The following is a 12,850-nucleotide window of genomic DNA, read 5'->3' on the forward strand; positions in this document are numbered from 1 at the left end:
AAACGTGAGAATCTATTTTGAATAGTCTTTTTTCAAAATAGATTCTTTTTTATTAAACACCATTCACTTTAAGTTCAAACTTTTACATTTTAAAGAAAACTGCCGAGAGAACGCTCCAGTCTGTTCTTTAATTTTGAAATGTGAGAGTTGAATAACGATGGTTTATATGTGATTTTTTAATCTACTCCCCATGAGTTCCGCCATTTGGTTTGCATCTGGATTTTCTTCATCGTACAATTTTTCAATAATATTAATATAATCTGTCTCATTTCGATTTTGACTTAATTTATATGCAGCCTGAATGTCTCCTACTTTAATTTTAAACCCAACTATACCTTTCAGTTCATTTTCTAAGAGAGTGGGGGAAAGTTTATTCCATAATACTGGATTTTCACGATGCTCTTCATATTTTTTCAGCATTGTTGTTAATTCATCTATTAAATCCTCTTTATCTAAAATACTTGCTTTACCATATATGTGAAAAGCTTGATAATTCCATGTTGGAACTTCTTCATTTTCATACCAAGAAGAAGAGATGTAAGAGTGCGGTCCCTGAAACATTACAAGAACATCTTCACAAGTTTCAAATGTTCTCCACTGGGGGTTCCCATAAGCCATATGTCCAGTAATAAAATAATCATCACCTTGTTTAGTTAACCCAAAAGGCAAATGAGTTGCGATTGGCTTTTCTTTTTTTGTTGTGACGATTGTTCCAAAAGAGTTTTTTTGAACAAAATCCCAAATTTCATCAACTTTTGTGACTTTAAAATACTTTGGAATATACATAATAGCCCACCTTTCAAAAAAGTTATATGAGTGTTTTAATCATGATAAGGTCAACTTGTTCGTCATCTCCCATATAAAAGGAGTGAGAGCCAGCTTGTACAAACCCTAACTTCTTATAAAAAGCAATAGCATTTTCATTTTTCTCCCATACGCCTAGCCAAATATTCTTTTTATTCTTTGCTATTGCAATTTCAATAGCGTTATTTAGTAGATACTTACCAAGACCATGTTTTTGAAAGGAGCTCTTTATATAAATTCTCTCCACTTCAAGTGATTCATTGCCCATTTCTTCAGACTGAGCATCATCAGTATTGATCTTCAAATACCCAGCAATTTCATCGTTGAAGTAGACAAAAAAGAATTGAGAAGAGATATTGGATAATTCTTTTTCTAATTGCTTTAAGTTAAATGCCTTTTCCAAATAATGATGCATATTTTCGGGTGAATTTTGATGTTTAAAAGTTTCATTAAATGTTTCATAACTAATTTCTTGAAGTTTGTGTATATCTTTAAGGGTGCACTTTTCTATATATGTAGTCATATTAATAGTTCGCTCCTTTATATAATCAATAATCTCTCTTATTTCCCTTTTTTACAAATTCCCAATCTTTTTCTATATTTTTTCTTACTCTTTGAAGAAGGTTAGAAATAGTTTCCGCTTCTGTTTCCGAAAATCCCTCTAATGCAACAGTATTGGAATAATCATTTTCTCTCTTAATAAAAGGATAAACATTTTTTCCTTTTTCTGTCGGGAATAGTTTTTTAATTTTTTTGTTAGATTCATCTTCTTTCTTTTCGATAAATCCATTAATTTCAAGCTTTTTGATAGCCCGGGCTGCGGTTGTACGATCTACTTTTATCATCTCGGATAGCTTCTCTTGAATGATTCCTGGGTTTTCACATATTCGAACAAGGTACAAATACTGACCTTTTGTAAGCTCATATTCTTTAAATTCTATATTACTAATAGAATCTAATGCCCTTGCAATCATGCCAATTTCACGAAGAATTTCTTTCATAATGAGCTCCTTATCTTTTATTTTTATTGCAAATGCAACAATTTGAAGTTACATTTAATATAAAATATTTTTGTTGTAAATGCAATAAAAATAACAATGAAGAGGTTGATTAAAATGAAGTATGTTTTTTATGTATTAGGAATTTTAATATTAACCCTTGGTATTTCTTTCACAATACAATCAGATTTTGGTACTTCACCTTTTGATGCACTTTTAGTAGGACTTTCTTTAAATGTAGGGCTTACTGTGGGGAGTTGGGAAATAATAATAGCTTTATTATTAATATGTTGTAATTCAATATTAAAAAGACAAAGACCAGAGGTACTAGGGTTGTTAACAGCATTCATAACGGGCATTGGTATTGATGTGTGGCTATTTTTATTACGTAATTTAATTACATCAGAAATATGGTACAGTAAAATGATTTATTTTGGAATTGGCTTAGTTATTACAGGATTAGGAACTGCGATATATTTACAAACAAATTTTGCTCCCATTCCAATTGACCGATTAACTTTAATCATACAAGAATTAACGAGAACGAATATCTTTATATCACGAACATGTATTTACCTTATGTTCTTGATAATGGCGACGATTTTACATGGACCAATTGGTATTGGAACTATATTAACCGTTTGTTTAGGTGGGCTATTACTGAATTTCTTTATGCCACTTACTAAAAAAGTATTAGATCACTTATTCGTACACCAGAGTACATCACCAAGTTATAAGAAAAATAAAGCAGCTGACCACAATGATAACAAGAGTATCTTCTAAGGAATCCTTTTCTTTTTCTTGCAAAAAATCCAATTGTTTCTTAATGTAGTGATGTAGAAGGATGAACGAGAGAGGGTTTAATGAAGATGATACATATTTTATTAGCTGATGATGATAAGCATATTAGAGAATTATTGCATTACCATTTACAAAAAGAGGGGTTTACAGTTTTTGAGGCGGAAGATGGAAAGGTGGCGCAAGAAGTATTAGAGAAGGAAAATATTCATCTTGCGATCGTAGACATTATGATGCCGTTCGTTGATGGCTATACGTTATGTGAAGAAATTCGGAAGTATCATGATATTCCTGTTATTTTATTAACAGCAAAGGATCAGTTAGTCGATAAAGAGAAAGGTTTCATTTCTGGTACGGACGATTATATCGTAAAACCATTTGAACCAGCTGAAGTCATTTTCCGTATGAAAGCTTTATTACGCCGTTATCAAATGCTGAGCGCTGACATAATTACACTCCATGGAACGACAATTGATCGTAAAGGTGTTGAAGTGAAGTGTAACGGGCAGACGATTTTGCTTCCGTTAAAGGAATTTGAATTATTATCACAATTAGCTAGTTATCCTGGGAGAACATTTTCAAGAGAAGAGTTAATTGAGCTAGTATGGGGAATGGATTTTGAAGGGGATGAACGAACGGTTGACGTTCATGTGAAAAGGCTCCGAGATCGTTTCTCCAAACGAACGGATGATTTTCAAATTACGACAGTACGCGGACTCGGGTATAAGTTGGAGTTGAAATAAGATGAAATCACTATATTCTAGATTTGTATTTATGACGGTCGGTATTATGCTACTTAGTAGTATTATCGGCTTTTTATTAACGAACGTATATTATCAAGTGAAGTTAAAGCCGTATAATAGTGAAAAGATTTTAAAGTATGCGGAAGAAGTTAAATCGTTATATGAAAAGCAAAGCGAAGAAAATCAAGAGGCGTACTTACAATCTATTGCGAAGCTAGGGTATGAAATTTATATTGTAGATGATCAAAAGAATGGAAAGCGTATCGGCAATGCGTTTCGTAAGACGTCTATTAGTGATGATACCGTTCACAAAGTATTGCAAGGTGAGACATTTAATGGTGTTTCTACATATCCGACCCGCCTATTTATTACCGGTTTTTTCGATAATGAATTAATAAATAGTGTCGGTGTACCGCTAAAGCACGGTGATAAACAGTACGCGTTATTTATTCGTCCTGACATTCAAAACCAATTTGGCGAGATGCGAATTTTCTTAGCGGTATTACTTGGGTTTATCGTACTATTAAGTATTATTTTTATAGCGATTGCAGCAGGATACATCGTTCGTCCGATTCGTAAATTTACGAACGCGACGCAAAAAATTGCGAGTGGGGAATATGAAATCGAATTAGATGTAAAACGAAAAGATGAAATAGGAACGTTATCTACAAGCTTCCAAAAGATGACGAAAAGTATTAAGGAACTAGATGAAATGAGACAAGAATTCGTTTCGAACGTTTCACATGAATTCCAGTCACCGCTTTCTTCTATACAAGGTTTTTCGAAGACATTACAAACAGAAAAGATGAGCATGGAAGAAAGAAACCATTACTTACAAATTATTGAGGGCGAAAGTAAGCGAATGTCTAGTTTATGTAAACAGTTACTTACGCTCGCTTCATTAGATAAAGAAGAGAAAGTGTTACAAATAAAAGAATTCAATTTGCAGAAGCAAATTAAAGACGTCATTTTTATGCTTGAGTGGAAATGGCGGGAAAAAGATATCGCCGTTGAATTTGATGTGCCGGATATTACTATAAAAGGTGATGAAAACTTACTTCATCAAGTATGGAGTAACATTTTCACGAATAGCATCAAGTTTTTAAATGATGGTGGGACCATTGAGTTTTTTGTCGAAGAGTTAGAGTCTAGCGTTATCATCTCTATATCCGATAACGGAATCGGAATGGAAAAAGAAGAGATGGAACGTATTTTTGATCGTTTTTACAAAGTAGATACAGCAAGAGCAAGAAATGTAGAAGGTAGCGGTTTAGGGTTGTCGATTGTGCAGAAGATTGTTGAACTGCATAACGGAAACGTTTCGGTATATAGCACGAAAGGGGAAGGGACTACTGTACGGGTTGAACTTCCGAAATAAATGAAAAAGAAGACAATTTCTACTTTGATTATTTAGCTGATTTATTGGATGAAATTACGCTTAACTTCGGAAATAAGGCCAAAAATACAACCCGTAAAGAAACAGTAGAAGAATTAGATAGAGTTCAAGGGAAAAATAAACGTATTGTCAATTTGTTAAAAGCAACCGTTGATCACCCAGAAGGGATAATTCAAGATACTCTAGGTGCAAGAAGTGCTTTATGACAATAATCAATATTGGTTGAAGAAAATGATTCCAGAAGATTTTAGGGGAATAACGTCTTTATTTTATCATCATGTCAATCCATACGGAACTTTTGAACTAGCTAGGTATCAACGAATGCCTATTAAGTTAAAAGTGTTGTAATTTCAAGTATTCTCGAAAAAATCTTTATTTCAGAAAAGCGCTCGTTATTTGAAAACACAGGCTATCTTGTCCCCATTTTAGGTACAGCCGAGATAAGTGTAAAAACAGGTCATAGAATTACTTTTATTTCCAATTGCGACCTGTTGAGCCCATAGAGGGATTGTTTCTTTTATAGTGTGAGATTTTTTTGTAAATCAATTACATAATCCCAAAAGTGTTTGTGACTGCTAAACCAATTCTTCTTGACGGTTCCATCCTTCTACCTAAAAAAAGAGTCCTATTAATTTAGGACTCTCACACTAATTTCACAGAAACCATTTAAAGAATTCAATTGACTTTTTTATATTCATAAATTGATAATATTAAACCTACTACGAAAATAAAGGAAATACTACAAATACCAATAGGATAATTAATAAAAGTTCTTCCGATTCCTTCATGAGGACTGAATAATAATGGTACTATCCAGGGATACAAAACGTTTCCAGGTACATTAACTAAAATTAAATTCAAAAATAAAACTATACACATTAACAAGACTACTGAAAGAAAGCTTTTCCACTTAATTGCAAAAAAAGATGCTATAGGTATTAAACAGAAATGCATAATTGCCATTAATGAAACTATTTTAAGCTGTTGAATAAATAAACCATATGTAAAAGGAAGATTAGTAATTAACATACCTAAAAAGAAGGGAAGAATGAGCAGTATAACCATTGTAAAAACAATAAAGCTAAATATAATTAACAATTTACCGCAATAAAATTTTAATTTAGGAATAGGACTTGTAAATAAAATAATATTTGTTCCTTCTTGATATTCTCTAGCAAATATATATCCTCCAAAAATATAAAAAGTAGCAGTACCTGTCATAATGTTAAAAAACATATAAACTGTCTTATAGTATTCGCTCCAACCTGTTTCAGTAATAGAATATTTAGGATTAACGGCGTAAATTAAAAATACAAGTAATATGGGAATCAATTGCAGAGCAGTAGTAATATATATTAATTTAGAACCCTTAAATTTAATAAGTTCTGATTTTATTATAGATTGCACCGATTAATCCCTCCACCTCCAGTTATTTGCATGAAATAATCCTCTAATGTTTGTTTTACAGTTACAATTTCATAAACATCGATTCCTGCAAAATTTAATAATTTATTTAATTCTGCAGTATTTCCTTCAAAATGATTTATCAGAATATCTGTATTAGAAAATCGATAATCTAAATGTTTTACATTTTCTTTTAAAATCTCAATACATTTATTAATATTGTTAACCTTAATTCTTATATATTTTCCAAATTTATCATCTAATTTATTCATAGAACTTTCTTCTAAGAGTCTCCCCTCGTGTATAATTCCAATATTATCTGCTACTTGCTGTACTTCACCAAGTATATGACTTGATACTAAAATTGTCTTTTGATGCTCTTTAGCTAATTCAATGAGTAGTTCTCTTATCTCTTTAATTCCAGCTGGATCTAAGCCATTTGTTGGTTCATCTAATAATAATAAATCAGGATTATGTAATAACGAACGAGCAATACCTAATCGCTGTTTCATTCCTAAAGAGAAATTCTTTACTTTTTGATGCTGAACGTTTTGCAAATTAACAATATTTAAAACACGGTCGATGGCCTTAGAATCCTTAACTCCCATGTAATTACTACTAATTTTCAAATTATCAGTAGCACTTAAATTCCCATAAAAACCTGGATATTCTATAATAGCTCCGATATTCCCCAAAAAGGAACGATTATTAATATCTAACTTATTTCCAAATATATATACATCTCCACTTGTTGGCTTTAATAGCCCCATAATCATTCTAATTGTTGTTGTTTTTCCAGCACCATTTTCACCTAATAATCCATAAATTTTACCTTTTTCTATATGCAATGAGATGGAATCAACTACGGTATTTGATTCATATATTTTTACTAATTTAGATGTTTCTAGTATATATTTCATAGTTTTCCTCCTCGTAGTATTTGTAAATTTCTACTAATAACTTACCAAATAAAAGTGAAATACACCATATTTTTCGGAAATATCAGAAAAATTAATTTTTTTGATTGTCCATTTGTTATTTTTTGGTATATAATTATCTCGAAGCTAGTTTCACAAAGAAATCTACAAGATTGGGGGGAGAAATATGTTAAAAGCACTTAATAATATAACTAAGTTTGGTGAACCAGTAGTTAACAAAGGTTGCTCTGCAAATGATATGTGTTGGTTCTGTGATGCAAATGACCTTTGTGCAGCATGCGATGTAGTTGACATGTGTATCATGTCAGATACGTGATTCATATGAACCACCTATTAAAGAGGGGTCAGGATATAATCTTGATCTCTCTTTAGCATACTCAATTAATATTGGGAGCAATTTCATGTGGATGAGGTAAACAGAAAACTATTACAACATGTATTCTGTTAAGTTAAGATAGTCTCTCTTGTAGATTGGATTTTAAATAAATTAACTATACATCACACTTATAAGATGTGGAGGAAATGAAATGAGTAATCTTACAACTGTTGAAGATAAACCGATTAATTTTTTTACATATAGAACTTTTAAATCAAAAGAAAAAAAATATATGTATAACACTGTTAGTAATACTGTATTTGAAGTTGACTCTTTAATATTGGATATTTTAAAAAATAATGGAAAAACCCTTGGTGAAATAAAAGGGAATTTAGAGCCTAGATACACTTCCGAAAAAATAATCGAAGCGATTCATAATATGGAAGAAGCATATATTATAGCTTCCGAAGAAAACAAATCCGTTATAAATAAAGCTATTAGTATTAAACCTACGGGAAAATTATCAGCTTTAACTCTATTTATGATTCAAGAATGTAATTTAAGATGTACGTATTGTTATGCTGAAGAGGGAGAATATCATGATAAAGGGCGTATGAATGAAGATGTGGCATTTGCAGCTGTAGATTATTTAATAGAAAATGCCCCAAAAGAACTAGAAGAATTAGGTCTAATTTTTTTTGGAGGAGAGCCATTACTTAATTTTCCCCTAATACAAAAAACCGTACAGTATGCTTTAGATAAAGGGAAACAACTAAACAAAAACTTTACTTTTAGTATGACTACTAACGGTACATTGATCACTCCTAAAATTCAATCATTTCTTGATCAATATAAATTCGGCGTGCAAATCAGTATAGATGGAAATGAAAAAACACACGATTTTAATCGTTTTTATAAAGGTGGTCAAGGTTCTTATAACATAATTCTTGAAAAAACTAAGGACATGAGAGAAACACACAGACTGAGAGCACGTGGTACAGTAACCCCAGCGGAATTAGAGGTGTTAAAATCTTTTGAACATCTAGAAAAATTATGCTTTACTTCCATAGCACTTTCCCCTGCCGCTTATACATTATCTGACCAACATTATAAGGTCCTTACAAAAGAAATGGTAAAGTTAGTTAACTACTTCAAACAACTAATAGAAGAAGAGAATTATAAGCAAGCATTTAAAATGTCAAACGTAATCGGAATGCTATATAAGTTACATCAGGGAGGGACGAAATCTCATTTTTGTGGAGCCGCTACTAATTTCTTAGCTGTTGATGTACATGGAAATTTATATCCTTGTCATCGGTTTGTCAGCGAAAAAGAGTATAGTTTAGGAAGCGTATTCAGGTACGATGCACTTGAAAAACAGCAAAAATTCATAGAAGACTCACATGTTCAAAATCGAAATACCTGTACGACTTGTTGGGCTCGGAGCTTATGTGGAGGTGGATGCCATCACGAAAACTTATCAGAGACTAAAAATATCCAAGAACCGCCAATAAATTATTGTAAGATGACAAAAACTTTTATTGATGCTGTAATGAAGTTGTATGTCGGATTAACTCCTGAACAAAAGCAAAGAATTTTTGCTAGTTAGTTTTAGGTGGTGACTAAAAGTGCTGAATTTTGTGAAAAAATATGCAAAACCCCTATTAACATTACAAATAGGGGTTTTCATTCTAATCTTAGTTAATCTAGGAGTAAACCTTGCACAACCTCTTATTATCAAAAAAGTAATTGATGCTTATGAAAGCAAAATACTTTCTTTAATTAGCGCTGCTGGATTATGTTCTATCTTTTTAGCTTTAGTACTTTGTGAGTTTATAACAGGAAGTATGAGAGATATTCTTATTAATAAAACAAGAGGGCTTTTACAATTTAAACTTAGAAATGACATTTATCAAAAAAGTTTAAGGGTATCTAATAAACATTCTTCAGGCAAAATTACATCGATGATATATCAAGATGTGGATGCTGTAGTTGGCCTTTTGAATATCGCGATTATTTCTATTGTAACAGACTGTATTTTAATTGTATTTACCCTTGGTATATTATTCACCTTTAGTTGGAAACTAGCAATAGTGTCTATTCTTATAATCCCGATTTATTTTATGCTATTCTATCTATCAAGAAAAAGAATATACAATCTAAATATGATATACAAAGAACAAATAGGGCAAATGACCGAGACATTACAAACAGGTATTCAGCAAAAGTTTCTTGCGACAAAATTCAATCGACAAAAAAATAGTGGCGCAATGTTTTGTCGGGAGCAAGCTCAAACTGTGCGACTATCTTTAAAGTTATATAATCAACAATCTTTTTTATACAACTGTAGCAATTTTCTTACAAACGTATTCCCTTTTTTATTACTGATTTTTGGAGGGTATTTATTGGTTCAAGGTTCTATTACTTTAGGTACATTAATAGCCTTTAGTACTTATATTGTAAAACTGCTACAACCTGTGTCTCGTTTAACACAAATTAATGTAGCAATTCAATCAGCCCTATCTTCTGTACATAGACTCTATTATTTTCTCAACGATAACGAAAATTGGAAGGGAACGCATGAATTTGATACTTTAAATTCTGGGATTTCAGTAAAAGACGTATCTTACACTTATGATGGGGAAAATGTAGTCCTAAACTCTATAAATTTTGATGTAGATAAAAATAACATGGTTGCAATTGTAGGGAAAAGTGGATCGGGAAAGAGTACACTTCTTAAGTTATTAACTGGCGAACTTAATCCGACATCAGGTGTAGTTGAATATAGTGGTTTGAAAGTTACTGATATACGCAAGGAATCTTTTTATAACAAAATAGCTATTGTTAATCAGGAGGAAGAAGTTATTCCAGGGACTATATATGAAAATATTGCTTATGGGTGTAAAGTTACTTCTATAAAAAATGTTGAAGAAGTAGCTAGAAAAGTGGGGCTCCATGATTTTATATGCTCACTTTCTAAAGGTTATAATACGTATATTAAACCCGGAAGCATAGAATTATCAGTTGGTCAAAAGCAAAGAATTGCCATTGCAAGAGCATTAATACACCAAGCAGAAATTTTAATATTTGATGAAATGACTTCTGCACTAGATGCACAAACAGAATCTATCATTTTAGAGTTACTTAAGGATATAAAAAAAAGATATACTATTATATTAATTGCGCATAAATTTCAAAACGTAATATTTGCCGATGAAATTTTTGTTTTGGACAACGGCATAATAGTTGAAAAAGGAAATCATGAACAATTAATGAATAATAAAGGTATTTATTTTGAATTGTATAATAAACAGCAAGCTAATTTAATGGTCCCAAGCTACTAAATATATAGTGTAGTTTTTAAGAATTTTATTTGTCAGTAATTAAAAATTCACTGTTGGATAAAGAAAAGCTTGATGTTGCGCTACGGATGTATGACAGTGAAGAATATTCCATAAAGGAGATTGTCTCCACAACTGGAATATCATAAGGTTCCCTATATAGAGCTGTTAATAGAAGAAAGCTTGAGGAACTAAAAAAATAGCGTTTTATTTTTTCTTCAAAGTTACTTTGCGGTCTACAGCAGGAACCCTGTCACTAAGCCTGGATAAGAGAGCCGCAATGACTTCATAATATTCATCAATCTTTGAAGTTTTATTCTTTGTTCCTTTTGGCATGAAACCTTCTATCTTATCAATCAATCTAATGATGAGAAAGAATGGAAGAAAGTCGTTGAACGTTCTGAAGATGCTCAACATAATTTAAGACAGGTATTAAGTGCAATTTCCGAAAGAGAGCTTGAGCAAAATTCACTAGAGGGGAAATTACTGGATATCATGCTTCATGATGCTTATCATACAGGACAAATTATTCAATTAAGGAAAATGCAGGGGGCTTGGCCATCAAAGCGTTAACTGCCGTTTTAGGTTGGTGCTTTTGTTGAATAAAATTTAGATATTCAAACGACTTTATTATTATATTTTTAACCCCGTCCCAAATTTAGAACGGGGTTATGTTTGCTTGCTATAAAGCAGCACCTTTCCCGCGCTCCTCCTTAAACTGCACCCCAAAAGTATCCGCTGTAATCTCATCAGCTTTCGGCAATGCCCGTAATTTCGGATGAAGTAACCATACGAGAGAAATAAATAAAATCCCGATGCTAGCGAGCGCAAAAATAAGTTGGCTACTAAATACATTTGCAACATATCCGCCAATTAAAGAACCAAGCGGCATAGCAATTGTGCTCATACTTCGCATGACTGAATTGATGCGGCCAATATATTGGTTTGGAATTACAATTTGGCTAATTGCCGCAAATAATATGTTGGTTGCACCAATTGGAATCCAAGCTAGGCCGAATAAGAGAATAGATAGCCATTGAAACGGTACGATTGTAGAGAGAAACCAAAAGGTAGCGCCAGCCGCAAAGCCAATAATAGAGACACGGCCAACATTACGTTTACCAACCCATGAACTGAATAATGCACCGATGAGACTACCTGCTGATATAGCAGCTAAGAAGAATCCGTATGATTTCACGCCTCCTAAAGAATCAGCGAAAGAAGGGAGTACGGCCATCGTCATACCAATTGAAAAATTAGCGACAACGGAACCGATTAAGAATACGCCCATTAAGGAACGGAAGACGATTGAAAAACCTTCTTTTAAATCAGAGAAATATTGTTTAGTTGAAAGTGTTGCGCCTGTTTCGGTTTGCTTTGGTATTTTCAATGAAAAGAACAAAAGGGCAGTAATCGCGAATGTGAAAGAGTCAATTACATATAAAGTGATCGCGCCAAATAGTGCTACTAATATTCCAGAAAGCGTCGTACAAATTAAATCAATGCCTTGATACGCAAATGAAAAGAGTGAGTTTCCTTTTAATAATTGTGTTTTATGCAGTAGAAGTGGTAAAGCTTTTGACTGTGCAGGATAGGCGAATTGTTCGATAAAGGCTACAATTGGCATAATGATGAGTAGTAGTTGGACTGTTAATAGGTCGAAGTAGTGTGTAATAGGAATGATTAATATAAGAATGCATTGCAAAACTTGTGTGATGACGAGGGTGTTTTTAATTGGCCATCTATCAACGAATGGGCCGGTAAGAAATTGTAATGCAGAAGGTAGTAACGTAAGGAAACCAGCCAATCCAGAATAAAAAGGATTACCACTTAGCTTATATACGAGCCACATTGCTGCTACGTAGTACAAGCTATCTCCTATGTTTGTAAAAATTCTCCCTAAAAATAATAAGAGGAAATTCCGGTTTTTTAATATGTCCATTTAATCTACTCCTTTATAATAAAGTGAAACTTTAATCAGTGGGAGGTTCATCCCCACTGATTATTAGTTGAACCAATCGGACGTTTACGGGCAGTTAATCTCCCACTTAACTTCTTTTTTTAGTTGAATTTTGAGGTTGGAGTTTTACTGCCCGTTAATGTCGGATAAAT

14 protein-coding genes and 2 pseudogenes are annotated in these 12,850 nt (G+C 32.5%); 9 read left to right on the plus strand and 7 right to left on the minus strand.

The window, feature by feature from the left end:
* Nucleotides 1–162 precede the first annotated feature (162 nt).
* The 3 genes from paiB to QCI73_RS11430 are packed head-to-tail and all read right to left on the minus strand — an operon-like array spanning nt 163 to nt 1,805.
* Nucleotides 163–786 carry a protease synthase/sporulation negative transcriptional regulator PaiB gene (gene paiB / locus QCI73_RS11420; RefSeq protein ID WP_327922993.1) on the minus strand — a complete coding sequence of 208 codons (624 nt, stop codon included), beginning with the start codon at nt 784–786 and terminating at the stop codon, nt 163–165.
* A 22-nt stretch (nt 787–808) separates the two neighbouring features.
* Nucleotides 809–1,327: a spermidine/spermine N(1)-acetyltransferase gene (paiA, locus tag QCI73_RS11425; RefSeq protein ID WP_327922995.1), complete on the minus strand. Its 519-nt coding sequence runs from the start codon at nt 1,325–1,327 to the stop codon at nt 809–811.
* Between the two features lie 25 nt (nt 1,328–1,352).
* Complete coding sequence (locus QCI73_RS11430; RefSeq protein WP_000658984.1) at nt 1,353–1,805, minus strand: MarR family winged helix-turn-helix transcriptional regulator; 453 nt, start codon at nt 1,803–1,805, stop codon at nt 1,353–1,355.
* Between the two features lie 114 nt (nt 1,806–1,919).
* Between QCI73_RS11430 and QCI73_RS11435 the strand changes: the two genes are divergently transcribed.
* The 4 genes from QCI73_RS11435 to QCI73_RS11450 all read left to right on the plus strand — a co-directional run bounded on the left by QCI73_RS11435 (nt 1,920) and on the right by QCI73_RS11450 (nt 4,945).
* Entirely contained in the window at nt 1,920–2,585 is a 666-nt protein-coding gene (locus QCI73_RS11435) for a YczE/YyaS/YitT family protein (RefSeq protein WP_327922996.1), read from the plus strand.
* 80 nt (nt 2,586–2,665) lie between these two features.
* Entirely contained in the window at nt 2,666–3,343 is a 678-nt protein-coding gene (locus tag QCI73_RS11440) for a response regulator transcription factor (protein ID WP_000781974.1), read from the plus strand.
* A 1-nt stretch (nt 3,344) separates the two neighbouring features.
* Nucleotides 3,345–4,721, plus strand: a complete 1,377-nt coding sequence (locus tag QCI73_RS11445) for a sensor histidine kinase (RefSeq protein ID WP_327922997.1) — start codon at nt 3,345–3,347, stop codon at nt 4,719–4,721.
* Nucleotides 4,722–4,765: 44 nt separating this feature from the next.
* The gene (locus tag QCI73_RS11450; RefSeq protein WP_327922999.1) at nt 4,766–4,945 is read left to right on the plus strand and encodes a hypothetical protein; all 180 of its coding nucleotides are present in this window, start codon (nt 4,766–4,768) and stop codon (nt 4,943–4,945) included.
* Between the two features lie 469 nt (nt 4,946–5,414).
* On the opposite strand, the gene QCI73_RS11455 is transcribed toward QCI73_RS11450, so the two are convergent.
* Both QCI73_RS11455 and QCI73_RS11460 read right to left on the minus strand, forming a co-directional pair.
* Nucleotides 5,415–6,146 (minus strand): ABC transporter permease, encoded by a 732-nt coding sequence (locus tag QCI73_RS11455; protein WP_327923001.1) that lies wholly within the window; start codon nt 6,144–6,146, stop codon nt 5,415–5,417.
* A complete protein-coding gene (locus tag QCI73_RS11460) occupies nt 6,134–7,063 on the minus strand; it encodes an ATP-binding cassette domain-containing protein (protein WP_327923004.1) in 930 nt (309 codons plus the stop codon). The genes QCI73_RS11455 and QCI73_RS11460 overlap by 13 nt, the downstream gene beginning before the upstream one ends.
* Nucleotides 7,064–7,247: 184 nt before the next feature.
* Here QCI73_RS11460 and papA point away from each other — a divergent pair, with 184 nt between their 5' ends.
* The 4 genes and pseudogenes from papA to QCI73_RS11480 form a co-directional block, all read left to right on the plus strand.
* Complete coding sequence (gene papA, locus QCI73_RS11465) at nt 7,248–7,397, plus strand: freyrasin family ranthipeptide (protein ID WP_353822944.1); 150 nt, start codon at nt 7,248–7,250, stop codon at nt 7,395–7,397.
* Between the two features lie 211 nt (nt 7,398–7,608).
* Entirely contained in the window at nt 7,609–9,006 is a 1,398-nt protein-coding gene (papB, locus tag QCI73_RS11470; protein WP_353822945.1) for a PapB family radical SAM/SPASM ranthipeptide maturase, read from the plus strand.
* 19 nt (nt 9,007–9,025) lie between these two features.
* The gene (locus QCI73_RS11475; RefSeq protein ID WP_353822946.1) at nt 9,026–10,741 is read left to right on the plus strand and encodes an ABC transporter ATP-binding protein; all 1,716 of its coding nucleotides are present in this window, start codon (nt 9,026–9,028) and stop codon (nt 10,739–10,741) included.
* 53 nt (nt 10,742–10,794) lie between these two features.
* Nucleotides 10,795–10,887, plus strand: a pseudogene (locus tag QCI73_RS11480) (recombinase family protein); the annotation flags it as partial.
* A 58-nt stretch (nt 10,888–10,945) separates the two neighbouring features.
* Here QCI73_RS11480 and QCI73_RS11485 read toward each other — a convergent pair.
* Nucleotides 10,946–11,074 carry a hypothetical protein gene (locus QCI73_RS11485; RefSeq protein WP_327923074.1) on the minus strand — a complete coding sequence of 43 codons (129 nt, stop codon included), beginning with the start codon at nt 11,072–11,074 and terminating at the stop codon, nt 10,946–10,948.
* Here QCI73_RS11485 and QCI73_RS11490 point away from each other — a divergent pair.
* A pseudogene (locus tag QCI73_RS11490) lies at nt 11,075–11,311 on the plus strand (DinB family protein); the annotation flags it as partial.
* 109 nt (nt 11,312–11,420) lie between these two features.
* Here QCI73_RS11490 and QCI73_RS11495 read toward each other — a convergent pair.
* Nucleotides 11,421–12,680, minus strand: coding sequence for an MFS transporter (locus QCI73_RS11495; RefSeq protein WP_353822947.1), 1,260 nt, complete (start codon nt 12,678–12,680; stop codon nt 11,421–11,423).
* Nucleotides 12,681–12,850 lie beyond the last annotated feature (170 nt).

The sequence above is a fragment of the Bacillus cereus group sp. MG16 genome, from assembly GCF_040459875.1.
GTDB classification, from domain to species: Bacteria; Bacillota; Bacilli; order Bacillales; family Bacillaceae_G; genus Bacillus_A; species Bacillus_A paranthracis.